Origin of the sequence: Pseudomonas onubensis (genome assembly GCF_965653655.1) — a bacterium.
In the GTDB taxonomy this organism is placed as follows: Bacteria; Pseudomonadota; Gammaproteobacteria; order Pseudomonadales; family Pseudomonadaceae; genus Aquipseudomonas.
The window spans coordinates 25,092-50,308 of sequence record NZ_CBFHAZ010000040.1; the positions used below are offsets into that span (position 1 = coordinate 25,092).

Here is a 25,217-nt window from a genome sequence, read left to right on the forward strand (position 1 = left end):
CACTTAGCTATTCATCGTCAGGCAGATTTTGCTCAGAACACGTTGATCGGGTAATCCACGATCACGCGGTATTCATCCACATCCCGGTCCACCGCCGAGTAGCCGTTGCCACCGCGGTTGGTTGCCCACTGCAGGCGCATGGCCAGGTCCCTGGCTTTGCCGCCTTGCACCACGTACTTCACGTCGATGTCACGTTCCCAGTGCTTGGCGTCTTTGCCGTCGGCACTGTACCAGGCGCTGTAGCCACGGCTGTTGGGGTCGACCTTGGTCAGGTCGGTCTTGCCGCTGATATAGGACACGGCGGACGTCAGCCCAGGTATGCCGAGGCCTGCAAAGTCATAGGCGTATTTGAGCTTCCACGAGCGCTCGTTGGGGCCGTTGAAGTCGGAGTATTGCTGGGAGTTGTCCAGGTACACGCTGTCGCCCTGGGTGATGTAGTCGAACGGCGTGTTGCCGTTGACCCGCTGGTATGCGGCGGTGACGCTGTGGTTGCCCACGCCCACGGTGAAATGCAGGCTGTAGGTGTTGTTGTCGATGCTGCCGAGCAACGACTGGCCGGTGTCCTGGGTGTGGTAGTAGTGCAGGCCCGGATTGAGGCTGACCAAGTCGTTCAGCGCGTAGGTGTAGTCCAGGTCGTAGTAATACTGGTGCCACACGTCCTTGAGTTCGGAGGCGTACAGGTTGCTGGTCAGGCCCGGGATGCCGCTGAAGGACACGCCAGCCCAGTTCAGGTGCTGGCTGTCGGCGTTGGCGGGCAACGTACCGTAGCTGGTGCCGATACGTCGGTGACCGCTCTGGTTGTAGAGTTTGGTAAAGCTGGCCTGGCCGCCCTCGAACATCCACCCGTCGAAGCTGTGGTTGGCCAGGCTCACGCCGCGAAAAGTCTGCGGCAACATGCGGGTCATGCCGCCAGCGATCACCGGGTTGTTAAGGAACATGTCGCCGGCTTTGAGCTCGGTGTCGAAGGCGCGCATTTTCAAGGTGCCGCCTGCGGTGGAGAACGAGCCAGGCGCTTTGCCGTTGCCGCTGCCGTAAGGCAGGATGCTGGAACCATCAGTGCCACCGCCGCCGTCGAGCTTGAGGCCGAGCATGGCATTGAGGTCCAGGCCAAAGCCGACGGTGCCCTGGGTGTAGCCGGATTCGAACGTGCCAATGAAACCCTGGCCCCATTCTTTGCTGTCATCGGTGTGAATGTCGCGGCGGTCGCGGTTCATGTAGTAGTTGCGGGTGTTGATCTTGAGGCTAGAGCCTTCGACGAAACCGTCAGCGGGGGTCGAGTCTGCCGCGTGGGCAAAGGGGATGATCGTTGCTGCAATCGCGAGGAATAACGGGGTGAACGTCAGCGAGTTCTTCACCGGTTTAGCTCCTTTGGTCAATCGAAAACGGCCAATGTCGTGAGTGTGTGCCTGGCCTTTTTTACGGCAAAAAAAAGCCGCTGAAGTCAGCGGCTTTAAACAGATTCCCAGTGTAGAGCCCTGGAAATAAGTCGAGGGAAATTCGGGTGAGCGGGAAGCTGCCTTGCCGTCGCGCTCATCGGTGCGTCAAAGTAACGCAGGTGAGCGGTGCGATATAGAGTGTAACAAGATAATGACTGTTGCCCAAACCGCAACAGTCGGGGGCCGGAGGTGTTCTGAATAGTTAGACTGGCAGGGTAATGCCAAAAGTATTGCCACCGCCCTCACTGCGTACAAACACATCACCGCCGTGCATCAATGCAATCGCCTTGACGATCGCCAGCCCCAGCCCGTGATTCGCGCCGCTGTTGCTGCGCGACGCGTCCACCCGGTAGAAGCGTTCAAACAAGCGTGGCAAATGTTCACGGGCGATCTCGTCGCCGGGGTTGGTCACCCCAATCGCCACCCAATGTTCCTGCACCTCAATATTCACTTCGATGATCTGCCCCGGCGCGGTGTGCTGCACTGCATTGCTCAGCAGGTTGATCAAGGCGCGGCGCAGGTGGGCTTTTTCGATGTGCACCATGGCATCGCCGCGCACGCGCACGTTGACCTGGGCGTCTTCGAGGATGAAGTCCAGGTAGTCGAGGGTGGTGGCGACTTCATCGGCCAGGGAGCTTTCGATCAGTTTGGTGGCCTTGCTGCCTTGGTCGGCGCTGGCCAGGAACAGCATGTCATTGATGATCGAGCGCAGACGCTCCAGCTCTTCGAGGTTCGATTGCAGCACCTCGAAGTAATGCTCGGCCGAACGACCACGGGTGAGCGCCACTTGGGTCTGGCCGATCAGGTTGGTCAGCGGCGAGCGCAGTTCGTGGGCCACGTCGGCATTGAACGACTCCAGGCGCGAATACGCCTGTTCGACCCGATCCAGCGTGGAGTTGAACGAGTTGACGAACTGGCTCAGCTCCGGCGGCAAGGGCGACAACTGCAGGCGCCCGGAGAGTTTGGGCGGTGCGAGTTTTTGCGCTTCATCCGAGAGTTTACCCAGCGGCTTGAGGCCGATACGCGAGACCCAAAAGCCCAGCAGCGCCGCCAGCGCGACGCCGACACAGGCCAGGCCGATGAGCGCCATCAACAGATGGTGCTGAGTGGCGCGGAAGTTCTCGGTGTCGATGGCGATCATAAAGCGCAGCGGCGGGCGTTGATCCTTGGCCGCGAACTGGCTGAGCAACACCTTGAACGGGTATTCATGCCCAGGCAGGCGCAAGTCGCGTTTGCCGGTCGGCCCTTGGGCGAATGCGCGGATCTGCGCGTCGGGGTTGCCGTATTCGTAGCTCGGGTCGCTGCTCACCACCCAGAAGCGGATGCGCGGGTCTTCTTCGCCGAGCAACTTCAACTTGGCGGTGATTTTTGCCCAGTGGTCCGGCGTGCCGAAGCGGTTCACCGAGGATTCCAGCACGCTGTAGCGCGCATCCAGTTCGGCGCCCGGCAACAGGCCCAGGCCGCGATCCACTTGCTGGTACAGCGCGCCGCCGATCAACACGAAGATCAGCAGCGCCACCAGGGTGAACATGCCGCTCAGGCGCAGGGCGATGGAGTTAGCCGACACTTCGGCTCTCCAGCACATAACCCATGCCACGAATGGTGTGCAGCAATTTGTGTTCGAACGGCCCGTCGAGCTTGGCGCGCAGACGCTTGATCGCCACTTCCACCACATTCGCGTCGCTGTCGAAATTGATGTCCCAGACCATTTCCGCAATCGCGGTCTTGGACAGGATTTCACCCTGGCGCCGCGCCAGCACGCTGAGCAATGAGAACTCCTTGGCGGTCAGGTCCAGGCGCAGGCCGTTGCGGCTGGCCTTGCGGCTGATCAGGTCGATCCACAGGTCGGCCACGGTGACTTGCACCGGCTCATGCCCGCCGCTGCGGCGGGTCAGCGCTTGCAGGCGCGCCACCAGTTCGAGGAACGAAAACGGTTTGCCCAAATAGTCATCGGCGCCTTCACGCAGGCCGCGAATGCGGTCTTCCACACGCTCGCGGGCGGTGAGCATGATCACCGGCGTCTGCTTGCGCGCCCGCAGTGCGCGCAACACACCAAAGCCGTCGAGGCCGGGCAGCATCACATCGAGCACGATCACCGCGTAATCGTTCTCCAGCGCCAGGTGCAAACCCTCGACGCCTTCGCGTGCCACATCCACGGTGTAGCCTTGTTCGGTCAGACCACGGTGCAAGTAGTCTGCGGTTTTTTCTTCATCTTCAATAATCAGGACGCGCATGACCCCGCCTTTAGTGTGTGGTCGCCAGCGCCGGCGCTGGTTTGGGCCTGTGGAAAAACTTCTCAAGGTACAAGTATATGACCGGTGTGGTGAACAGCGTCAGCGCCTGGCTCACCAACAGGCCGCCGACGACTGCGATACCCAGTGGCTGGCGCAGTTCCGCGCCTGGCCCGGAGCCCAGCATCAACGGCACCGCACCGAGCAGGGCGGCGAGGGTGGTCATGATGATCGGCCGGAACCGTGTGACGCAGGCTTCATAAATCGCCTCTTCAGGTGGCAGCCCGCGCACGCGCTGGGCTTCCAGGGCAAAGTCGATCATCAGGATGCCGTTTTTCTTGACGATACCGATCAGCAGCACCAGCCCGATCAAGGCCATGATCGAAAAGTCCTGGCCCAGCAGCCACAGCATGATCAACGCGCCCAGGCCTGCCGAGGGCAAGGTGGAAATGATGGTCAGCGGGTGTACGAAGCTCTCATACAGCACGCCCAAAATAATATAGACCGCCACCAGCGCCGCCAGGATCAGCCACGGTTGGCTGGCCAGCGAACTCTGGAACGCCTGGGCGGCACCCTGGAAGGTGCCGATCATGGTGGTCGGCATGCCGATTTCATTCTTGGCCTGGTTAAGCATGATCACCGCATCGCCCAATGCCACGCCGGGTGCCAGGTTGAACGACAGGTTGGCCGCCGGGAACATGCCGTCATGGCTGATGGACAACGGCCCCACGCTGGGCGGGTCGACCTTGGCCAGTGCCGACAGTGGCACCATCTCGTTGGTCAACGGTGAACGCAGGTAAAAGTAGTTCAGGCTTTCGGCCTTGCCGCGTTGCTGGGTGTCGAGTTCCAACACCACCTGGTACTGGTTGATCTCGGTCTGGAACTCGTTGATCTGGCGCTGGCCAAACGCGTCATACAGCGCCTGGTCGACATCGGTAGCCGTGAGGCCGAAGCGTGCCGCCGCCAGGCGGTCGATGCTGATGTGGGTGATGCTGCCGCCCAGTTGCAGGTCGTTGGACAGGTCGCGAAAGGCCGGGTTGGCGCGCAGTTTTTCGGTCAGGCGTTGGGTCCAGGTATTGAGCGTCGGGCCGTCGTTGCTCTTGAGCACATATTGGTACTGGGCGCGGCTTGGGCCGGAACTCAAGTTGATGTCCTGGCCGGCGCGCAGGTACAAGACGATGCCCGGCACCTTGGCCAGTTTGGGGCGGATGCGGTCGATGAACTGGCTGGCGGACACGTCGCGATCACCGCGGTCTTTCAAGGCGATCCAGAAACGCCCGTTGGCGATGGTCTGGTTGCTGCCGGTCACGCCCACCGAGTGGGAAAACGCCTCCACCGCCGGGTCGTCCTTGACGATCTCGGCCAGGGCCTTGTGCTTGGCGACCATGTCCGGGTACGACACGTCGGCCGCCGCCTCGCTGGTGCCGAGTACAAAACCGGTGTCCTGCACCGGGAAGAACCCCTTGGGGATAAACACGTAGCCGACCACGGCCAACGCCAGGGTCACCATGAAGATCGCCGCCATGCTGCGTTGATGCGCCAGCGCGCGGCGCAGGTTGCGCGCGTAGCCGGCGAGCAGGCGCTCGCTGAAGCCCGGTTTGTCATGGGCATGATGAGTCGGCGCGCGCATGAACAGCGCGGCCAGCGTTGGCGCCAATGTCAGCGAAACCACCACCGAAATCAGGATGGTCGAGGTGGCCGTCAGCGCAAACTCCTTGAACAGCCGCCCGACCACGCCGCCCATGAACAGCAGCGGAATAAACGCCGCCACCAGCGAGAAGCTGATGGACACCACGGTAAAACCGATCTCGCCGGAGCCCTTGATCGCCGCCTCGCGTTTATCCAGGCCGGCCTCCAGGTGACGGTGAATGTTCTCCACCACCACGATGGCATCGTCGACCACAAAGCCCACGGCGATCACGATCGCCACCAGCGTGAGGTTGTTCAAGCTGAAGCCGAGCACATACATCAGCGCGAAACTGGCGATCAGCGACACGCCGAGCACGCTGGACACAATCAGCGTGGCTGACAATTGGCGCAGGAACAGTGCCATCACCGCCACCACCAGCAAGATGGCGATCAGCAGCGTCACTTCCACTTCATGCAAGGACGCGCGGATGGTCTTGGTGCGGTCGGTCAACACGCTGACCTGCACCGAGGCCGGCAGCATGCCTTCCAGGCGCGGCAGCTCGGCTTGAATGCGGTCCACGGTCTCGACAATGTTGGCGCCGGGCTGGCGCGAAATCACCAGGTTGACCCCGGGCGTATCCCCGGACCAGGCCTGTACGTAGGCGTTTTCCGAACCGTTGACGACTTTGGCAATGTCACGCAGTTGCACCGGCGCGCCGTTCTTGTAGGAAACGATCAGTTGGCCGTATTCCTCCGGGTGAAACAGCTGGTCGTTGGTGGATAACGTCGACACGCTGTTCTCACCGTAAATCGCACCTTTGGCCAGGTTCAGGCTGGACTGCTGGATGGCCAGGCGCACGTCGGCGAGGGTCAGGCCGATGGCCGCGAGTTTGTCCGGTGAAGCTTGTACGCGAATTGCCGGGCGTTGCTGGCCGGTGATATTGATCTGGCCAACGCCGTCAATCTGGCTGATCTGGCGCGCCAGCAGGGTTTCCACATAGTCGCTCAGCTCGGTGCTGGGCATGCTGTCGGAACTGACGCTGAGGATCAGCACCGGGCTGTCGGCCGGGTTGACCTTCTTCCAGGTCGGCAGGCTCGGCATGTCGCTGGGCAGTTTGCCGGACGCGGTGTTGATCGCCGCCTGCACTTCCTGCGCGGCGGTGTCGATGCTTTTGTTCAGAGTGAATTGCAGGGTCAGCAGGCTTGAGCCCAAGGCGCTGCTGGAGGTCATTTGGGTCATGCCGGGGATGGCGCTGAATTGCACCTCCAAAGGCGTGGCCACGGAGGAGGCCATGGTGTCCGGGCTGGCGCCGGGCAAGGTGGCGCTGACCTGGATGGTCGGGAATTCCGCTTCCGGCAGTGGTGCCACGGCCAGGCGGGGGAAGGCAATCAGCCCCAACAGCACCAAGGCAAAGGTCAGCAGCAGGGTGGCAACCGGGTGGTCGACGCACCAGGCGGACGGCGAGCGGCTGCCGCTCATGGTTGCACCTTGGCTTGGGCGGTCTGGATCACTTGCGGTGGCTCTTTGAGCACCTCGATCTGCGCGCCGGCCTTGAGCCGCGACTGGCCATCGCTGACCAGCACATCACCGGCTTGCACGCCCTTGATGATGTTCACGTCGCTGTCCTGATAGGCCACCTGCACCGGCACGATCTCAACCTTGTCACCGTTGACGCGGTACACAAAATGCGCGTCGAGCCCACGTTGCACCACGGTCGGCGGCACCACCAGCGCATTTTTGTCGAGGGCGGTCTGGATCTTGATGGTCACCAGTTGCCCCGGCCACAGGCGCTGCGAAGCGTTGTTGAATTCAGCCTTGGCGCGCAGGGTGCCGGTGGTGGAGCTGATCTGGTTGTCGATCAGGCTCAAGTGGCCTTCACCGAGCAGGTCGCCGGTCTGGCCGTCGGTGTCGGCGCCCATGTAGGCATCGACGCTGGCTTGGGTAGGCGCGGCGATCAAGCCTTGCAGGGTTGGCAGCATTTGTTGCGGCAGCGAGAACTCCACGGCGATCGGATCGATTTGCGTCACCGAGAACAGGCCTTGGGTATCACTCATGCGCAGGAAGTTGCCTTCATCCACAGTGCGAATGCCGACACGGCCGGTGACGGGCGAGCGAATCTGAGTGTAGGAAAGCTGTACCTGGGCCGAATCAATCGCGGCCTGATTACCTTGCGCCGTGGCCTTGAGCTGGTTGACCAGCGCTTGTTGCTGGTCATAGGTTTGCTTGGAAACGCCGTCGTCGACGCTCAGTTCTTTGTAGCGTTTGAGGTTCACCAACGCCACTTGCAGTTGTGCCTGGCTTTCGCCCAGTTGTGCCTTGGCCTGGTCGAGGCTGGCGCGGATCGAGCGGTCATCGATGGTCGCCAGCAGGTCACCTGCCTTGACCAGTTGGCCTTCCTTGACCAGCAGCCTGGTGAGGATGCCGTCGATTTGCGGGCGGATCACCACGCTGTGCAGCGACAGCACCGAGCCGATACCGCTGACAAATCGAGGAATGTCCTGCTGTGTGACGCTCACCACCCGCACCGGGATGGCGGTGGACACCGCCAGTTTGGTTTTGGCCGGTCGGTTGAAGGCCCAGGCTGCAATTGCCACGACCACCAGGGCACCCACGATCAGGGCGGTTTTTCGTTGAATGTGCATGGGAAGACGCCGTAGGCGCAGTTGCAAGTTTAAAGTTGCAAGCTGCAAGTTAAAGTCTGGATCACTGCTTTATAGTCCTGTGACCCGGTCAGAATCGTGACGGCTAACTGACAGCCATGACAGCTAACGCTCTTAACTTGCCGCTTGAAGCTTACCGCTCGCAGCTCCGGCCCCGCTATACTCCTACTTTTACACCTATAAGCAGCGCCGGAGCCCTTATGCCTTCCCCGACACAACCCCCTGTTGAAGCGGCCGACCTCGTCGATCCGGCCGACGCTCAAAGCGTTGAAAAAGCCCAGATCCCGGCGTTCAAGTTTCCGTTCAAGCCGGGTGAACTGGCCGGGGCCAAGAACGCCGCCCAGCCTTGGTACAAGAATGGCGCCAAGAACGGCCACACCAAGTCGCCAGGCATGGCGCCGCCGGGCACTCGCCGCTCGATGGGTAAACGCTGAGAATAGAACGATCCGCGTTTTATCAGTCGTGGCCTACAACCCCTGATGATATTTCTGATTGAAGACCCACGACCGTTTCTAGAAAGCTTGCACAGCCTTGATTCCACCCCCGACCGTTCAGATCGGGCCGGGTGGCCAAGGCTGGTCTTTCTGGAAAAGGATGTTTCCCGTGGCTTTGATACCCCTGTGTGCAGCACTTGCCCTCTTGCTGTCGATCGACGCCGTGGCCGACGATGATCAACCCCGGCGCGAAATCCGCTTTGCTGTTGCCGCGCAGTTCCCGCCCTTTCAGAGTCGTAGCCCGCAAGGTCAATTGGTGGGCTTGAACATCGACTTGGGCAATGCCCTGTGTGCACAGTTGAATGTGCGCTGCACCTGGGTCGATCAGGTGTTTGTCGAAGACTTCCCGGCTCTCGAAGCGCGGCAGTTCGATGCGATCATGGGCATGGCCGCCACCTCTGGGCGTCGCCGGTGGGTGGGGTTCACCGATAACCTCTACCCCTTTACCACGCGTCTGGTGGCCCACAAAGACTCCGGTTTGTTACCCGACCCACGCTCGCTCAAGGGTAAGCGCGTCGGTGTCCTGCTGGGCAGCAACCGCGAAGCCTTTGCGCGGTCGCAGTGGGCACCGGCAGGCGTCATCATCAAGAGTTTCTGGCTCAACGACGAACTGGCCCGCAGCCTGGTGGCCGGCACTATTGATGCGACGCTGCAAGGCACTGTGGAAATTCGCAAGGCGCTGCTCGACACCCCGGATGGCCAGGATTTCGACTTCATGGGGCCGGCCTTGTCCGGCGAACTGCTGGGCAATGGCATCGCCATTGCCGTACGCAAGTTTGATTCCAGCTTGCGTAAGGACCTCAACCACGCGCTTGAACAACTGATGCACAACGGTGAATACCAGCGGATTCTGGCGCGTTATCACTTGGATGAGCCGCCCTCTATTCAATGATGGGCAATTAAGTGTGCGGAACATGAGCTGGATCAGTGTTTTGCAGGCCATGGCCGACAGCCGCTCCCACATCCACACTGGCCGCATCGAGCCTAAGCCGCCCTTAACGAGATAAACGCATAGTTGGCCGGCACCTCAGTGGCAATCTGCGCCCCCGCATCCAGCACCTGCTCGGCGATGTCCAGGCCGGACACATGAAACACCCACTCATTAACCATCGATGGCTGCTCAACCGCCAACTCAATCGCCTGGGCAAAGGCAGCCATGTCCGGCAGGTACGCGGTAAACCCATCGCCCTTGAGCGCTGTAGTACGGATACCCAGCAAGGCGCACACGGCCTCCTTGGTCTGCACGTCGTCACGGTCGGCCTGGCGGGAGCGGCGGATCAGCTCAGCCAGCTCTGCATCCATCAACTCACCGCCGACGATCAGCGCCGGACCCTGTTCCCAGGACTCCGGCGGGCAATCCTTGGCGGCGGGGTTCAAGGGAATGTGCGGGTTGATTTCCATCGGGTAGATGCGACACACCAGCGGACGGCGTTCGTAGATGCCGCAACGGTTGTCTTCGTCAAGATTCCGGCAACGCCCGGCGTTGTAGGCGGCAAAGGTGATTGCCACAAACGCCTCGGTATTGCCGCTCGGCACTATCACTGAACGGCGTTCGGCATGCTCGCGTTGTTGCACCGGCAAACCCAGGCCACTGCCGAGAAAACCTTCCACCAGCACAATGACGTTACCGCCGTCAGCCGCCCAACTGCGGGCTTCTTCGAGGGTCAGGGGCACGTGATGGTCGCTGCAGCATTTGCCGCAACCCACGCAGGAAAATTGAGTGTTCATGGAGGATCTGTCACCAGGCAAGGTCAGAGGGCACTCTTGAACGGTGACGGGTTTTTGCCTCTATTCACTGTTCAGGCTCAGTGGAAGCAAGTTATGCGCCAGCGGCTGTCAGCCCTCGGGCACCTGGTCACGCAGCACAAACACCATGCCGGCACTTTCGTACAACTGCCGCGCGCGTTGGTTGCTTTCCAGCACCTTCAGGTCCACATAGGGTTCGCCGCGTTGCTTGAACACGTGAAAGGCGTGCAGCAACAAGGCCCGCCCCAGCCCTTGGCCTTGGGCGCAGGGATGGATCGAGAGGTTCTTGATAAACGCGCTGGTCCAGCACTGAGCCACGCCAAGAATGCCGTCTGCGTTACTGGCTACCAGGCACAGCGTGGGGTCGAATTCGGCGTCGGTGATGAACTGCCGGCGCCATTCTTCCAGGCTGGGGACACGGCCGCCGCCCTGTTCCTGGGTCATGCGCAATACGGCATGGATGGCCGGGGCCAGCTCATCGCGGTAATGATCCAGCCGGGTATCGGCCGGCCACTGCGGTGCAGGCAGGCTGGCGGTAAGGTCGCTGCGCAGCAGTTGAAAATACTCCGCCACCGCTTACAGACCCTTTTGCGCCACAGTTTGCGCGGCAACCACCAGGCATTTGGTCAGCTCGGGCGACGAGAACTTGGTGAGCACCGCGTCGGCACCGGCCAGGCGGGCCTTCTCGCTGTTCATCGCGCTGTCCAACGAGGTGTGCAGCAGCACGTAAAGCTCCTGGAAATCCGGGGTTTCGCGCAGCGTGCGGGTGAGGGCGTAACCGTCCATTTCGGACATCTCGATGTCCGACACCACCACATTGATCTGCTCGGCCGTGCCTTGCAGCTCCAGCAGCACATCAATGGCTTCCTTGGCACTGCGCGCGGTGTGGCACGTCAGGCCGAGGTTGCGCAGGGTGTGTACCGATTGCTGCAGGGCCACCTGGCTGTCGTCCACCACCAGGATTCGCGCGTTGCCGAGCACTTCGGCTTCTTCCATGGTCAAGTCGGTCGGCGCCGCTTCAACGGGGGCCGGGGCAATACCGTGGATGACCTTTTCGATATCCAGCACCTGCACCAGGCCGCCTTCGACCTGGGTCACGCCGGTGATAAACGAGCGATTGCCGCCGGAGCCATAGGGTGGCGGGCGGATGTCGGTGGTCAGGCAGTGCACGATCTTGCTCACCGCCTGCACATGCAGGCCCTGCTTGGAACGGCTGACGTCGGTGACGATCAGGCAGCCGCCGTTCGGGTCTTGCAGCGGCATTTCACCGAGGGCGCGGCTCAGGTCGATCACCGACAGTGAGGCACCGCGCAGGGTGGCGATGCCTTTGACGTGAGGGTGCGACTCCGGCAGCTTGGTCAGCGGCGGGCAGGGGATGATTTCACTGACTTTGAGCAGGTTGATGGCCATCAGCTTGCCGCTGCGCAAGGTAAAGAGCAGAAGCGAGAGTGAATCTGCGCGGGCTTTGGTGGTGGACATAAAAACCTTCTGTGGATCAGGGATGACGATCTATAGAGGGTTATCGACTCAGACCCTGGAAACTGTAGGGTGGACGCGTGTGGCGAGGGAGCTTGCTCCCGCTGGGCAGCGCAGCGGCCCCAAAAGCCTGGGAGCGCTGCGCACTCCAGCGCGAGCAAGCTCGCTCGCCACAATAGTTCGTTCCTGCCGTGGTGTGTTCAGCCCTTCCAGACCTGTGGGTTAACCAGATCCTGCGGACGCTGCCCCAGCAAGGCGCTGCGCAGGTTGTCCAGGGCGCGATTGGCCATGGCCTCACGGGTTTCATGCGTGGCCGAGCCAATATGCGGCAGGGTTACTGCATTGCTCAGTTGGAACAGCGGCGATTCTGCCAGTGGCTCTTGCTCATACACATCCAGCCCGGCGCCACGGATTTTCTGGGTTTGCAGCGCTTCAATCAGCGCCGGTTCATCCACCACCGGCCCACGGGAAATGTTGATCAGGATCGCACTGGACTTCATCAGCGCCAATTCGCGCGTGCTGATCAAGTGGCGGGTCTTGTCGCTCAACGGCACCACCAGGCAGACAAAATCCGCCTCGGCCAGCAACTGTTCCAGGCTGCGGAACTGCGCGCCCAGCTCCTGCTCCAGCTGGATCTTGCGGCTGTTGCCGCTGTACAGAATCGGCATATTGAAGCCCAGGCGCCCGCGCCGGGCCACGGCTGCGCCGATGTTACCCATGCCGACGATGCCAAGGGTCTTGCCGTGTACATCGCAACCGAACAGCGGCGCGCCAACGCTGGCTTTCCACTCGCCGGCCTTGGTCCAGGCATCCAGCTCGGCCACGCGGCGCGCACTGCTCATGAGCAGGGCAAAGGCCAGGTCGGCGGTGCTTTCGGTGAGTACGTCCGGGGTATTGGTGAGCATGATCCCGCGCTCGTTGAAGTACGGCACGTCGTAATTGTCGTAGCCCACCGACACGCTGGACACCACTTCGAGCTTGCTCGCGCCTTCCAGCTGCGCACGCCCCAGCTTGCGGCCCACGCCGATCAAGCCATGGGCGTGGGGCAGGGCTTCGTTGAATTGAGCATTGATGTCACCCAGCTTGGGGTTCGGCGCGATCACCTCGAAGTCCTGTTGCAGGCGTTCGATCATTTGCGGGATGACGCGGCTGAAGGCAAGGACAGTCTTTTTCATTGCAGGCGGGCTCATCGACTACGGGAGAATGGTAAGCACGCTAACATTCCTGCCGACAATTGTCAGGACACCGCCGACCCCATGTGTACACAGTTGATCTGTGTTGCCAGGTATAAATCAGTTCGCCAGGCGTGTGCCGCCGAGGCTGCCGCTCAACTCGTACGCCACCAACTCCGCCTGATGCGCCGCCAGAATCTCCGGCAACGAACCACGCAGGTATTCCACCCAGGTCTTGATCTTCGCATCCAGGTACTGGCGCGACGGGTAGATGGCGTACAGGTTCAGCTCCTGCGAGCGGTAATTGGGCATCACCCGCACCAGCGTGCCGTTACGCAAACCTTCAATCGCCGCATACACCGGCAGGAGGCCGACGCCCATGCCGCTGGTGATCGCGGTTTTCATTGCATCGGCCGAGTTGACCAGGAACGGCGATGTATTGATCGCTACGCTTTCCTGGCCTTCGGGGCCGTTGAAGGTCCATTTGTCCAGCTGGATCACCGGGCTCACCAGGCGCAGGCAGGCGTGGTTGAGCAAATCCTGTGGCCGCTGTGCGCAGCCTTTGGCCTTGACGTAATCCGGCGAGGCACACGCGATGCTGTAGGTGATGCCCAGGCGCTGGGACACAAAACCCGAATCCGGCAGCTCGCTGGCCAGCACGATGGACACGTCGTAACCCTCGTCGAGCAGGTCCGGCACGCGGTTGGCCAGGGTCAGGTCGAAGGTCACGTCGGGGTGGGTGCGACGGTAACGCGCAATGGCATCAATCACGAAATGCTGGCCGATACCGGTCATGGTGTGCACTTTCAACTGCCCGGCGGGGCGCGCGTGGGCGTCGCTGGCTTCCGCCTCGGCTTCCTCGACATAGGCAAGGATCTGCTCGCAACGCAGCAAATAGCGCTTGCCGGCCTCGGTCAGCGCGATGCGGCGAGTGGTGCGGTTGAGCAAGCGGGTTTGCAGATGGGCCTCAAGGTTGGAGACCGCGCGCGAAACGTTGGCGGTGGTGGTATCCAGTTGCACGGCGGCGGCGGTGAAGCTGCCGGCCTCGGCCACGCAACTGAAGGCGCGCATATTTTGCAAAGTGTCCATGGAGTGTTCTCAAGGGAGATAGCAAATTGTGACAGAAAGTTACGCCGTCCAGTGATCCCTACCAACGGATTATCGCCTGAACGGTAACAAAGATTCACAGGAATGCCAGCTTATCGTTCCCCATGGCGCCCCCTAGAATTGCGCCACCTTCCCCGCCTCACCACCTCAGGAATTCGTTCGCCGTGCCGCGTCGCATCAGCAGAGAGCTGAAGGCTCTCATCAACAGAGCGCTGAAGGCTCTCATCAACAGAGCGCTGAAGGCTCTCAGTGTTTTGGCCTTATCGTTAGCAATCAGCGGCTGCATCGGAACCGGAGGAATCGCCCCCCAAGGCCAGGCCCTCAACGCCAATACCCTGGCCACCGACGCCGCGATCCAGAGTGCCGCGCAGGACGCCCACTGGCCCACCACGCAATGGTGGCAAGCCTACGGCGACGCGCAGCTCAACCGCTGGGTCGACCTCGCCACGCAAAACAGTCCGAGCATGGCCATGGCCGCCGCGCGGGTGCGGGAAGCGCGGGCCATGGCCGGGATTGCCGAGGCGGCCGAGTCGTTGCAGATCAGCAGTGACACCACCCTCAAGCGCCACAGCTGGCCGAAAGATCAGTTCTACGGGCCGGGCGCGTTGAGCGGTGCCAATACCTGGGACAACACTTCGTCCCTGGGCCTGAGCTACGCCCTCGACCTGTGGGGCCGCGAAAGCAATGCCAGCGAACGCGCCGTCGACCTGGCGCACATGAGCGCCGCCGAAGCGCGTCAGGCCCAGCTCGAATTGCAGAACAATGTGGTGCGCGCCTATATCCAGCTGTCATTGCACTTCGCCAACCGCGATATCGTTGCCGCCACCCTGGCCCAGCAACAGCAGATTCTGGATCTGGCCAACAAACGCCTGAACGCCGGGATCGGCACGCATTTCGACGTGAGCCAGGCCGAAACACCGCTGCCGGAAACCCATCGCCAGCTCGACGCCCTCGACGAAGAAATCGCCCTGAGCCGCAACCAGCTGGCGGCGTTGGCAGGCATTGGCCCAGGCGCAGGCGCGCAACTGCAACGCCCGAGCCTGTCCCTGGCCGCGCCGCTGAAGCTGCCCTCGAGCCTGCCCGCGCAATTGCTCGGCCAACGCCCGGACGTGGTTGCCAGCCGCTGGCAGGTCGCCGCGCAGGCACGTGGCATCGATGTGGCGCATGCCGGGTTTTATCCCAACGTCGATCTGGTCGGCAGCCTGGGCTATGTGGCCACCGGCGGCACGATGCTGGGGTTTCTCAGCGGGCAGAAATTCAACTACACCGTCGGCCCGGCGATCAGCTTGCCGATCTTCGACGGCGGTCGTTTGCGTGGGCAATTGGGCGAAGCCAGCGCCGGTTATGACATCGCCGTGGCCAAGTACAACCAGACGCTGGTCAATGCGCTCAAGGGCATCAGCGACCAGTTGATCCGCCGCGAATCCATGGACAAGCAAGCCACCTTTGCCACGCAGTCGATAGCTTCGGCGCAGAAAACCTACGACATCGCCATGATCGCCTACCAGCGCGGCCTCACCGATTACCTCAATGTGCTCAACGCCCAGACCCTGCTGTTCCGCCAGCAACAGGTCGAGCAACAGGTGCAGGCCGCGCGCCTGAGTGCGCATGCTGAATTGGTTACGGCACTGGGCGGCGGGCTCGGCGCCGGTAACGACGTACCACTGGACGCCAAGGCGCTCCCGAGCAAAACCCCGGCGGCGCTCGCCGTGTTTGATCACTGAGTAGATTGTAATGACTCCCTTGCCTGCACCGCTGCGCTGGTTGCACTCCCTTGAGTGGCGCCGTGGTTTTTTCGACTGGGTACGCAGTGATGGCGTGACCTGGGTGTATATCTTCAAGGTGCTGATCGCCGCGTTCCTGACGCTGTGGCTGACCATGCGCCTGGAGTTGCCGCAACCGCGCACGGCGATGATCACCGTGTTTATCGTGATGCAACCGCAGAGCGGCCAGGTGTTTGCCAAAAGCTTTTATCGCTTCCTCGGCACCTTGGCGGGCTCGGCGGTGATGGTGTTGTTGATCGCTTTGTTTGCGCAGAACACCGAGTTGTTCCTCGGCGCGCTGGCGATCTGGGTGGGCATCTGCACCGCTGGCGCCACGCGCAATCGCAACTTTCGCGCCTATGGTTTTGTGCTGGCCGGCTATACGGCGGCGATGGTCGGTTTACCGGCATTGGCAAACCCGGACGGCGCATTTATGGCGGCGGTCTGGCGGGTGTTGGAAATCTCCCTGGGGATTATCTGCTCCACCGTGGTCAGCGCCGCGATCCTGCCGCAAACCTCCAGCGCGGCGATGCGCAACGCCTTGTATCAGCGCTTTGGCGTATTTGCACTGTTCGTCACCGACGGCCTGCGCGGGCGCAGCCAGCGTGAAGGTTTCGAGGCCAGCAACGTGCGTTTTATCGCCGAAGCGGTGGGCTTGGAAGGGCTGCGCAGCGTCACCGTGTTTGAAGACCCGCATATGCGCCGCCGCAATGGTCGGCTCAGTCGCCTCAACAGCGAGTTCATGAGTATCACCACGCGCTTCAACGCCTTGCACCAGCTGCTCGAACGGCTGCGCGCCGATGCGGCCGATCACGTGGTTGCGGCGATCAAGCCCGGTTTGCAGGACCTTGCCGAAGTGCTCGACGGTTTCTCCGGCCGGGCGCTCACCAGCCCCGACGCCGCACGGCTGGTCAACCAACTCAGCGCCTACAAAGACGAGTTGCCCACCAAGGTGCGTGCCCTGCGTGCAAGCTTTCAAGAGGCCAACCCAAGCGAAGCCGAACAGCTGGATTTTCATACCGCCTACGAGCTGCTTTATCGTTTTGTCGATGACTTGCACAACTACGCGCTGACTCACGCATCCCTGGCCGAACACAGCCATGAACGCGAACAGTGGAGCGAGACCTTCATCCCCAAGACCAACTGGCTGGCCTGCGCGGCTTCGGGGATTCGTGCGGCGTTCATCCTCATCGTGCTGGGCAGTTACTGGGTGGCCACCGCCTGGCCCAGCGGCGCAACCATGACGCTGATTGCCGCCGCTACGGTTGGCTTGTCCGCCGCCACACCCAACCCCAAGCGCATGGCCTTCCAGATGGCCTGCGGCACCTTGATCGGCGCATTGGTGGGCTTTGTCGAAATGTTCTTTGTGTTCCCCTGGATCGACGGCTTCCCGCTGCTGTGCGTGATGCTCGCGCCGGTGATCATCTTCGGCTCGTTCCTGGCTTCACGCCCGCAATATGCCGGCGTGGGCGTGGGCCTGTTGATCTTCTTCAGCACCGGTTCGGTACCGGACAACCTCACGGTCTACAACCCCTACACCTTTATCAACGACTACATCGCCATGATCATCGGCATGCTGGTGTGCGCGGCGGCGGGCGCGATAATCCTGCCGCCCAACAGCCGCTGGCTGTGGCGCCGCCTGGAGCAGGACCTGCGCGAGCAAGTGGTGTACGCGATCAGCGGCAAGCTCAAGGGCCTGGCCTCGAGTTTTGAAAGCCGCACCCGCGACCTGCTGCACCAGGCCTATGGCCTTGCCGTCGGCCAACCGCACGTGCAGCGTGACCTGCTGCGCTGGATGTTCGTGGTGCTGGAAGTCGGCCACGCCATCATTGAGCTGCGCAAGGAACAGGCGATTTTGCCGGTGCACCCGGCGTATGCCGAATCCCAGCCGTGGCGCCAGGCGATCCGCGTGATGGGCCGCTCGCTGGTACGGCTGTTCCTGCAGCCCAGCAGCAGCAACCTGGAGCGCGGCCTGGTCGCTGTCGACCACGCGATCAGCCGCGTGCAGGCCACCGACGAACCCTTTGCCCCGCACTTCGATACCTCGGCCCTGCGTCGGGTCAAGAGCTACCTGCACTTTATCCGCACCTCGTTGCTCGACCCGCAATCGCCACTGGCGGCCCTGAAAGGAGCCCCGCATGCCCCGTGAAATCGCCTTCCATGGCCTGTACATGCCGACCATGACCCTGATGTTTTTGATTGCGGCCGTGCTGGCCTGGGCGCTGGACCGCTTCCTGGCCGGGTTCGACCTGTACCGTTTTTTCTGGCACCCGGCGTTGCTGCGCCTGAGCCTGTTCGTTTGCCTGTTCGGCGCCCTGGCGCTGAGCGTCTACCGTTGAGAATGCCCCGATGAAAAAGTTTTTCAGCCTGCTCGCGACCTTGCTGGTACTGGCTTTGGCGATCTGGATTGGCCGCACGTTGTGGGTGCATTACATGCAAACGCCCTGGACCCGCGATGGCCGCGTGCGCGCCGACATTATCAATGTGGCGGCGGACGTCACCGGTGAAGTGGTCGACGTGCCGGTGCGTGATAACCAGTTGGTGAAAAAGGGCGACCTGCTGATGCAGATCGACCCTGAGCACTACCGCATTGCCGTCAAGCAGGCGCAGTCGCTGGTGGCTTCGCGCAAAGCCACCTGGGAGATGCGCAAGGTCAACGCCCATCGCCGCGCCGACCTCGACGCTTTGGTGATCTCCAAGGAAAACCGCGACGACGCCAGCAACATCGCCGACTCGGCCCTGGCCGATTACCAGCACGCGCTGGCACAACTGGAAGCCGCCGAGCTGAATTTGAAACGCACACAAGTGGTGGCGGCAGTGGACGGCTATGTCACCAACCTCAATGTGCATCGTGGCGACTACGCACGCATCGGCGAGGCAAAAATGGCCGTGGTGGATATGAACTCGTTCTGGGTCTACGGCTTCTTCGAGGAGACCAAGCTGCCGCACGTCAAAGTCGGCGACAAAGCCGATATGCAACTGATGAGCGGCGAGACGTTAAAGGGCCACGTGGAAAGCATCTCGCGGGGTATCTACGACCGTGATAACCCCGAGAGCCGTGAGCTGATCGCCGATGTGAACCCGACCTTCAACTGGGTGCGCCTGGCCCAGCGGGTGCCGGTGCGGATACACATTGATGAAGTGCCGGAGGGTGTGTTGTTGGCCGCCGGCATCACCTGCACCGTGATTGTCGATCGCGACCTGTGAGTCGCCTTGATATTCAAGTTATCCAAAGAAACACTGCAGAGACCCTATGCCCTCTGGTTCTACACCGATTATGTTGGCACCGATGAGGATTCTCTGTTCGGCTAGTTCGGTTAGCAGCACAGGGTCGTTTCGGGCGGGGGAACCCAAGTCGTTATAGCCTTGGTTGTTGAAGGCCTTATTCAGTGTGCCGTCGGCGCTGAATTTGGCTATGTAGATCAAGTTGCCCGATGAGGCCGTGACAAGGTCGCCTGCGGCTGTACTCATGATGGCGTGCCAGCCATTGTCGTAAGCGCTATTGAATTGGCTGACCAAGGGCTTGCCATTATTGAACAACTGATGCGCCGCGCCATTGGGGGTAATGGCACACAGTAACCCGCGTGTAGCGTCGACATAGTTCATGCCCACTTGGCCGGCACCTACAAGACTGCGGTCTGCGCGCTCCGTGAGACCGTTGAAGGTAGTGTGGTCGGTAATGTCAAGTATGCGGTAGACACCCGGGTTTTGCGGATCACCAAAGGTTTCGTCCAACGTGCCGTCGTGGTTGAGGCGGGCGAACATTGCGGTATGGAGTGCAGGGGTGAATCGGGCATGGCCAGCAATAACGATTTTCTGGTCGTGGCCCTGGCTGATACAGGCGTTAACGGCAGTCGCGGCAGCGGTATTCTTCAGTTTGAAGTCTAGTCTGCCATTGCCGTTAAGAACGGTGTCCAACTTACCATTGGGCTGCAAGCGAAACACAGTGCCCACTGTCGAGTGCGAATTGTAGCGCTTGGAGTAATTGGCGCTGACCAGAATGTACCCATCATCCTGTACGTGCACGGTCGTCGAGTCTGCCGTCAACCCTTCGTCGTTATGGGTGAGTAGAGTGCACATGCCTTGATTGGCAAAAGCTGTGTCAAATGCGCCGTTGCTTTCGAAGCGCGCAACGACCACGTCCGCCCAACCATTGCCCTTGTCACGCCATGTCCAGCCCACCATCAGGATTTTTCCGTCGGGTTGGACTGTCAGCCTCGAACCTCCGGCCGGCACTGAGGGGAAGAAGTTACCGGTAACCAGACCCTTGTTGCCAAACGTTTTATCAAGTTTGCCATTGGCGTCTAAGCGGCCTAAGCCAAATATGTTATTGAGGCCGTGTTGAAATAAGTTGGCACAGAACAGAATGTTGCCTTCCTTATCGGTCGTCAGCCCTTTGAAGAGATGCAACACGACCAGTTCAGGATGCTCCGCCAGGATCTCATATAATGTGATTTCTCCATTGACGCCAAAGCTTGGGTCCTTAGTGCCGGAGCCGTTAGCCACATTCATGTTGGTATGCCTCTATCTGTCAGCGGGGCGCTGCCATGTCGGCGCGGGACGTTCATAGCCGAAGCAACAGTTTTGAGTCTGTTCTTTGGGGGCATACCTCGTCTACTGTCAGATCTGACAGGTATTAAGGGGTTATTGCTTGCTCAAGGGAGTAACACATAGGTCTCATGCAAATGCCGCCACAACAGCGCGCCACTCGCCTGCTTCTCGAACACCACGGTTGCGCGTCGATCGGTCTGCGTGCCGCTGTCATCAATCTGATGTTCGCGATAAGTCACCGTAGCGCCGCGCGCATGCCGGTCAATCCCGGTCATTTCGCTCAGGGTGATCTTCAGCCCTGGGCGCATGCCGCCCAAGCGGGTGAACAGCGCATTCACACCGGCCGCATTGACCCGTGCACCGGTGGCAGGCGCAACCATGCTGAACTCAGGCGAAAAGCGTGCGAGCAAGTTCTGCAACGTGCCTTCAGGCGCAACCCCGGCAAGCCATTGTTCGATCTCGACGTGGGTCTGGATCACTTCTTCAAAAAAATCGCTGTAGTCAATCATGGCTATGCCTCGCTGGCTGGGTGAAGCAGTGTCCGTACTCTGGACGCATCCAGGCGCAGCACCGCGAAAAGGGGCAGCAGTGTCAGGGCTGCGGCTATCGTGAAGGTTATGGCGAACGAATCCAAGGCCGACAACAGCGCACTGAGTGCCGCCGTGCCCAGGCAAAAACTCACCTGCCGGTTGATGTTCCACAGGGCGCTGGCGTGGCCCATGCGCTCGGCGCCAATGTCGAGAAACGCCAGCGTCTGCGCGGTGCTGCTGCATAGACTGCCGCCCAGACCCATCAACGCGTAGGCGGGAATCGCCCAGGTTGGCTGGTTCAACAACAGTATGCCAACGCATTGCAGGGCCATGCCCACCAGCAACAACGGTTTTGGACCGCAACGGTTGAACAGTTTTTTACTCAGGTAAATCGCCAGTGCCGATGCCATTGCCCACGGCAGCATCAGCGCACCGGTCTGTGTGGCGTCATAGCCCAGGCCGCGCAGGTAGAGGATGGCGATCAGGCTGGTGCCGATAAACACGCCAGGGATGCACAGGTATACAAGCATCGCCACGCGCAGCATCGGGCTGCGGATTTGCCTGAAGATACTCCCCACATCGAGTGCCGGACGCACGGTTGCGGGCACGTCGGGTTTTATCCACAGCATTGCCAGCAGCAAGGTGATCAATGCCAGCGGCAGGTTGGCGTAGAAGATCCAGCGCCACGAGACGCTGTCGACAATCACGCCACCCAACGCTGGAGACAACGCCGGCACCAGCAGGGCCACCGACATGACGCGTGCCGTCAGTGAGCTGCGTTCTACGGCTGGAAAATGTCGATACGCCAAGGCTTGCCCCACCGGGATCAGCAAGCCGCCGCCCAAGCCTTGCAGCAAACGCCAGCCGATCAGCGCTTCAATCGAGCCGGCCTGGCCAACCATCACCGAGGCCCCAGCGAACAGCAACAGGCTGGTGGCAATCAAGTTGCGTTCGCCCAGCATGGCGGCCAGCCACACGCTAAAAGGAATGATCACGGTCAACCCGAGCATGTAGGCGTTGCTGACCCTGGCCAATTGCGTCACCGAGGCGTGCAGCTCCAGGGCGATATCCGGGTAGGCGATGGTGGCGACAAACATGTTCACCAGGTCCAGGGCAAAGCCCAGCAGAAAGATCCAGGCGACTTTCGAGCGGTAGGTCATAAACGCGATCCTGCGAGTGAAGCGGGCAGGGTAGGCGCGATGCAGGGTTTGGGATACGTCGGTTTGCCTGTTAGTTTGTCAAAATTATTTTGACAAAGGAACGTGAGGCTTATGGTCAGCCTGGACCGATTCGACACCTTCAAAGCCGTGGTCGAGGCTGGCTCGCTCACCGCCGCTGCCGATCGGCTGGGCCAGACCCGCGCCGTGGTCAGCTTCAACCTCAAGCGCCTTGAGGCAGAACTGGGCGTGACCCTGTTAACCCGTAACACCCGCCAATTAGCGTTGACGGATGCCGGCGAGCGCTTTTACCTGCGTTGTACGCGCATGCTCGAAGAAGCCCGGCTGGCAGTGGAAGAAGCCCGCTCTGAACATGCCCAGCTCAAAGGCACCTTACGCATCACCACCACGGTGGAATACGCGCTGGCAGTCGTTGCCCCAGCGGTGGAGGCTTTTCGGCGGCTGCACCCGGACTTGAACATTCACTTATCCACATCCTCCACCCATGCCGACTTGATCTCCGAGCGCTTTGACGTGGCGATTCGGCTGGGGCGACTGCTCGACTCCAATCACCGGGCGGTGCAGCTGTCGACCTTTGAGGTGTTTGCCGTAGCCGCACCGGAGTTTGCCAAGGTGCAAACCCTGGATGCGTTGGAACGCGTGCCCAAGCTAGGCCATGGCCGCTTGACGGAGCTGAGCCTGACCGACCCGGCCGGCGACGGGCATCAATACCGTTCCGGCCCTGCTGCGCTGGTGGCTGACAGTGCGTCTGTGCTCCAGGCTTTTGCCGTGCGTGGGCATGGTGTGGCGGTACTGCCGCAATGGCTGGTGCAGGGTGATCTGGAGGCGGGGCGGTTGGTGCGCTTACTGGCGGATCATCGGTTTACCCCGCAAGGGATTTACGCCATGTACCCGGATACGCGGCATTTGCCGCTGAAGGTGCGGGCGTTTATTGATTTTATGAAGGGCTAGAGTGAGCCCGAGAGTCCAAAGCGCTTCTTCAGGACTTTCTCCAGCAATCCTTTTGGCAACAACGCCGCCATCAACGGCAACGCTCGGCTGCCATTGCCCGCACGCAACATCCGTGGCGGTTTTGGTTGTTGCACAGCCTTAAGCACTTGAGCTGCAAAATGCTCGGCCGAGGTCGGGTTGCCCTGTGAGGCCTGGGAGCGCGCGCGAATGCCTTCGCGCAACGGCCACCACGGCGATTGTTCGTTGATTAGCAGTTCGGCCTGGGCGCCGGCGTTTTTCGCGAAGCTTGTGTTGATGGCTCCCGGCTGTACTTCCAACACACGAATCCCAAAGGGTGCCAGTTCCATGCGCAAGGCATCGCTTAAGGCATGCACCGCCGCTTTCGATGCGCAGTAGGCACCGGCAAACGGCGTGACCAGTACACCCGAAACGCTGCCGATATTCACCACTAAACCTTTACTGCGCCGCAGCGCGGGGAACAGCGCCTGGGTGACGCCGACGATGGAAAACACGTTGGTCTCGAACTGGCGCTGCATGGCTTCGGTGCCGCCGTCGAGCAATGGTCCCATGGCGCCGTAGCCGGCATTGTTGATCAGCACATCCAGTTCACCCAATTGTTCGGCCAGGCGCTGCAAGGCCGCGCTGTCGTTGACGTCCAGTAGCACGGCATTGAAGCCGGCAGCGGCAAGTGCGGCGACATCGGCTTCGCGGCGGGCGCTGGCCCACACGTCGAAGCCGGCGGATTTGAAGGCGTCAGCGAGCGCGCGGCCAATGCCACTGGAACAACCGGTGATAAGTACGTTGGGCATGGGTCAATCCTTTGTCAGTCCGAGAAACTGCCTTGCAGGTGCTCGGCGCGAAATTCCAGGGTTTGCGGGCGGTAGCCGGGGCGCAGCGGCGGCGTGGGCAGGCAGTCGTCCCAGGTGGCGCCGGCCTGTAGTTCGCCGGGGCCGCGATAGCGCGGGGCAGCATAAACGTTATCGGCCAGGTTCACCGTGTCGCCCGGCGCATAGGCTGCGAGGCGCCAGCGCAATTCGGTGAGCGGCACGTCGTTGCCGTTGATCAGTACCAGTTTTAACGGGCGGTCGGCCGGGCATTCCTGCGGCGCATAGCTGATGCGCAGTTCCAGGCGCGCCAGTTGCGAGGCTTCGCGGCTGTCCAGCCACACCACCCAGATGGCGACGAAACCCAGGCCGACGGCGGCGGCCAGCGATACCGGCAGGGCCTTGGCGGGGTAGCGCAACAGCAGGATCAGCCAGGTGATGATCAGGAGAACGCCGAAGAACATGGAGACCACCTCGAATAGGGAACCAGCATCCTAACTTAAGCGTAGGTGGGATTGGGTAGCTTGAGGGGTGTGTTGGCTGGGCGGACGCTTTCGCGAGCAAGCCCGCTCCCACAGTTGGACCGCGTTCCCCTGTGGGAGCTGGCTTGCCTGCGAAGACTTATTTACTGAGCAGAAGAATCCGCCTGCAAGCCTTCGATGGAAGCCTCAACCAGTGCCAAGCCGGTTTCAGCCAATTGCAGGCTGGCCCAGTTCAGGTAGCTCTGGTGTTCGGTGCACAAGTCTTGAGCCGCCAAGGTGAGCACGCGCGCGGTGCCTAAAACATAGCTGGCATGTTCCAGTGCATGTTCGATGGGAATGCCGGGTTGTACGCAAAAAAGAGGTTCTTCACTGCGGTCGCTGGGGCCGAAGGTGGTGGGGCGGGTGGTTTGTTTGGACATGGTGGATCTCCTGATGAAAATGGGATCCTATGAGTTCGCGAGGCCGTCAAACCTCATCACGAATGAGTCGTGACAGGCGCGAGGATAGGCAGGATGGGGCAAGGGTCAATGCTGGCGGGATGCTTTATCGATCGTTCCCACGCTCTGCGTGGGAATGCATCCCGTGACGCTCTGCGTCACCCATGCACCGGGCGTGAGTCGGGACGCGGAGCGTCCCAGGCGGCATTCCCACGCGGAACGTGGGAACGATCAGTGGGCAGGAAGGCGGCAGGGGTCAATGCTGGCGGGGTGCTTTGTCGATCGTACCCACGCTCTGCGTGGGAATGCATCCCGTGACGCTCTGCGTCACCCATGCACCGGGTGTGAATCGGGACGCGGAGCGTCCCAGGCGGCATTCCCACGCGGAGCGTGGGAACGATCAGTGGGCAGGAAGGCGGCAGGGGTCAATGCTGGCGGGATGCTTTATCGATCGTTCCCACGCTCTGCGTGGGAATGCATCCCGTGACGCTCTGCGTCACCCATGCACCGGGCGTGAGTCGGGACGCGGAGCGTCCCAGGCGGCATTCC

At 61.2% G+C, this 25,217-nt stretch carries 23 protein-coding genes; 7 read left to right on the plus strand and 16 right to left on the minus strand.

What is annotated here, in order from left to right:
* Positions 1 to 32: 32 nt before the first annotated feature.
* From ACTD9P_RS15205 to ACTD9P_RS15225, 5 genes are all read right to left on the minus strand, one after another.
* The gene (locus ACTD9P_RS15205; RefSeq protein WP_438868292.1) at positions 33 to 1,355 is read right to left on the minus strand and encodes an OprD family porin; all 1,323 of its coding nucleotides are present in this window, start codon (positions 1,353 to 1,355) and stop codon (positions 33 to 35) included.
* 283 nt (positions 1,356 to 1,638) lie between these two features.
* Positions 1,639 to 3,003: a heavy metal sensor histidine kinase gene (locus tag ACTD9P_RS15210; protein ID WP_438868293.1), complete on the minus strand. Its 1,365-nt coding sequence runs from the start codon at positions 3,001 to 3,003 to the stop codon at positions 1,639 to 1,641.
* Positions 2,993 to 3,670, minus strand: a complete 678-nt coding sequence (locus ACTD9P_RS15215; protein WP_017138176.1) for a heavy metal response regulator transcription factor — start codon at positions 3,668 to 3,670, stop codon at positions 2,993 to 2,995. Before ACTD9P_RS15215 ends, ACTD9P_RS15210 begins: the two co-directional genes overlap by 11 nt.
* 10 nt (positions 3,671 to 3,680) lie before the next feature.
* Positions 3,681 to 6,776 (minus strand): multidrug efflux RND transporter permease subunit, encoded by a 3,096-nt coding sequence (locus tag ACTD9P_RS15220; RefSeq protein WP_438868294.1) that lies wholly within the window; start codon positions 6,774 to 6,776, stop codon positions 3,681 to 3,683.
* The gene (locus tag ACTD9P_RS15225) at positions 6,773 to 7,939 is read right to left on the minus strand and encodes an efflux RND transporter periplasmic adaptor subunit (RefSeq protein WP_438868295.1); all 1,167 of its coding nucleotides are present in this window, start codon (positions 7,937 to 7,939) and stop codon (positions 6,773 to 6,775) included. Before ACTD9P_RS15225 ends, ACTD9P_RS15220 begins: the two co-directional genes overlap by 4 nt.
* 218 nt (positions 7,940 to 8,157) lie before the next feature.
* On the opposite strand from ACTD9P_RS15225, the gene ACTD9P_RS15230 reads away from it, so the two are divergent.
* Together ACTD9P_RS15230 and ACTD9P_RS15235 are read left to right on the plus strand one after the other, a co-directional pair.
* Positions 8,158 to 8,391, plus strand: a complete 234-nt coding sequence (locus ACTD9P_RS15230) for a hypothetical protein (protein WP_438868296.1) — start codon at positions 8,158 to 8,160, stop codon at positions 8,389 to 8,391.
* Between the two features lie 169 nt (positions 8,392 to 8,560).
* Positions 8,561 to 9,343 (plus strand): transporter substrate-binding domain-containing protein, encoded by a 783-nt coding sequence (locus ACTD9P_RS15235; RefSeq protein WP_438868297.1) that lies wholly within the window; start codon positions 8,561 to 8,563, stop codon positions 9,341 to 9,343.
* Positions 9,344 to 9,435: 92 nt separating this feature from the next.
* Here the strand turns inward: ACTD9P_RS15235 and ACTD9P_RS15240 are convergent, their stop codons facing one another.
* The 5 genes from ACTD9P_RS15240 to ACTD9P_RS15260 form a co-directional block, all read right to left on the minus strand.
* Entirely contained in the window at positions 9,436 to 10,179 is a 744-nt protein-coding gene (locus tag ACTD9P_RS15240; protein WP_438868298.1) for a YkgJ family cysteine cluster protein, read from the minus strand.
* 108 nt (positions 10,180 to 10,287) lie between these two features.
* Positions 10,288 to 10,770, minus strand: coding sequence for a GNAT family N-acetyltransferase (locus ACTD9P_RS15245; RefSeq protein ID WP_438868299.1), 483 nt, complete (start codon positions 10,768 to 10,770; stop codon positions 10,288 to 10,290).
* Positions 10,771 to 10,773: 3 nt separating this feature from the next.
* Entirely contained in the window at positions 10,774 to 11,676 is a 903-nt protein-coding gene (locus ACTD9P_RS15250) for a chemotaxis protein CheV (RefSeq protein WP_145166225.1), read from the minus strand.
* 197 nt (positions 11,677 to 11,873) lie between these two features.
* A complete protein-coding gene (locus tag ACTD9P_RS15255) occupies positions 11,874 to 12,848 on the minus strand; it encodes a 2-hydroxyacid dehydrogenase (RefSeq protein ID WP_438868300.1) in 975 nt (324 codons plus the stop codon).
* Positions 12,849 to 12,965: 117 nt separating this feature from the next.
* Positions 12,966 to 13,934: a LysR family transcriptional regulator gene (locus tag ACTD9P_RS15260; protein WP_017138167.1), complete on the minus strand. Its 969-nt coding sequence runs from the start codon at positions 13,932 to 13,934 to the stop codon at positions 12,966 to 12,968.
* A gap of 122 nt (positions 13,935 to 14,056) precedes the next feature.
* On the opposite strand from ACTD9P_RS15260, the gene ACTD9P_RS15265 reads away from it, so the two are divergent.
* Genes ACTD9P_RS15265 through ACTD9P_RS15280 form a run of 4 tightly spaced genes read left to right on the plus strand, consistent with a single transcriptional unit; the run spans position 14,057 to position 18,922 of the window.
* On the plus strand, positions 14,057 to 15,676 hold the full coding sequence (locus ACTD9P_RS15265) for an efflux transporter outer membrane subunit (protein WP_438868301.1): 1,620 nt from the start codon (positions 14,057 to 14,059) through the stop codon (positions 15,674 to 15,676).
* Between the two features lie 10 nt (positions 15,677 to 15,686).
* The gene (locus tag ACTD9P_RS15270) at positions 15,687 to 17,864 is read left to right on the plus strand and encodes an FUSC family protein (RefSeq protein ID WP_438868302.1); all 2,178 of its coding nucleotides are present in this window, start codon (positions 15,687 to 15,689) and stop codon (positions 17,862 to 17,864) included.
* Positions 17,854 to 18,054, plus strand: a complete 201-nt coding sequence (locus ACTD9P_RS15275) for a DUF1656 domain-containing protein (protein WP_003171907.1) — start codon at positions 17,854 to 17,856, stop codon at positions 18,052 to 18,054. Before ACTD9P_RS15270 ends, ACTD9P_RS15275 begins: the two co-directional genes overlap by 11 nt.
* 10 nt (positions 18,055 to 18,064) lie before the next feature.
* Positions 18,065 to 18,922, plus strand: coding sequence for an efflux RND transporter periplasmic adaptor subunit (locus tag ACTD9P_RS15280; RefSeq protein WP_438868303.1), 858 nt, complete (start codon positions 18,065 to 18,067; stop codon positions 18,920 to 18,922).
* An 18-nt stretch (positions 18,923 to 18,940) separates the two neighbouring features.
* Here ACTD9P_RS15280 and ACTD9P_RS15285 read toward each other — a convergent pair whose 3' ends face one another.
* The 3 genes from ACTD9P_RS15285 to ACTD9P_RS15295 all read right to left on the minus strand — a co-directional run bounded on the left by ACTD9P_RS15285 (position 18,941) and on the right by ACTD9P_RS15295 (position 21,956).
* Positions 18,941 to 20,227: a delta-60 repeat domain-containing protein gene (locus tag ACTD9P_RS15285; protein ID WP_438868304.1), complete on the minus strand. Its 1,287-nt coding sequence runs from the start codon at positions 20,225 to 20,227 to the stop codon at positions 18,941 to 18,943.
* A gap of 143 nt (positions 20,228 to 20,370) precedes the next feature.
* Positions 20,371 to 20,775 (minus strand): DUF4440 domain-containing protein, encoded by a 405-nt coding sequence (locus ACTD9P_RS15290; RefSeq protein ID WP_438868306.1) that lies wholly within the window; start codon positions 20,773 to 20,775, stop codon positions 20,371 to 20,373.
* Positions 20,776 to 20,777: 2 nt separating this feature from the next.
* The gene (locus ACTD9P_RS15295; RefSeq protein WP_438868307.1) at positions 20,778 to 21,956 is read right to left on the minus strand and encodes an MFS transporter; all 1,179 of its coding nucleotides are present in this window, start codon (positions 21,954 to 21,956) and stop codon (positions 20,778 to 20,780) included.
* A gap of 111 nt (positions 21,957 to 22,067) precedes the next feature.
* Between ACTD9P_RS15295 and ACTD9P_RS15300 the strand changes: the two genes are divergently transcribed.
* The gene (locus ACTD9P_RS15300; protein ID WP_438868308.1) at positions 22,068 to 22,925 is read left to right on the plus strand and encodes a LysR family transcriptional regulator; all 858 of its coding nucleotides are present in this window, start codon (positions 22,068 to 22,070) and stop codon (positions 22,923 to 22,925) included.
* Here ACTD9P_RS15300 and ACTD9P_RS15305 read toward each other — a convergent pair.
* From ACTD9P_RS15305 to ACTD9P_RS15315, 3 genes are all read right to left on the minus strand, one after another.
* Positions 22,922 to 23,734, minus strand: a complete 813-nt coding sequence (locus tag ACTD9P_RS15305; protein WP_438868309.1) for an SDR family oxidoreductase — start codon at positions 23,732 to 23,734, stop codon at positions 22,922 to 22,924. The genes ACTD9P_RS15300 and ACTD9P_RS15305 overlap by 4 nt on opposite strands.
* Before the next feature lie 14 nt (positions 23,735 to 23,748).
* Entirely contained in the window at positions 23,749 to 24,213 is a 465-nt protein-coding gene (locus tag ACTD9P_RS15310; RefSeq protein ID WP_069786112.1) for a multidrug transporter, read from the minus strand.
* Positions 24,214 to 24,374: 161 nt separating this feature from the next.
* Positions 24,375 to 24,650, minus strand: coding sequence for a DUF3077 domain-containing protein (locus ACTD9P_RS15315; protein ID WP_177016454.1), 276 nt, complete (start codon positions 24,648 to 24,650; stop codon positions 24,375 to 24,377).
* Between the last annotated feature and the right edge of the window lie 567 nt (positions 24,651 to 25,217).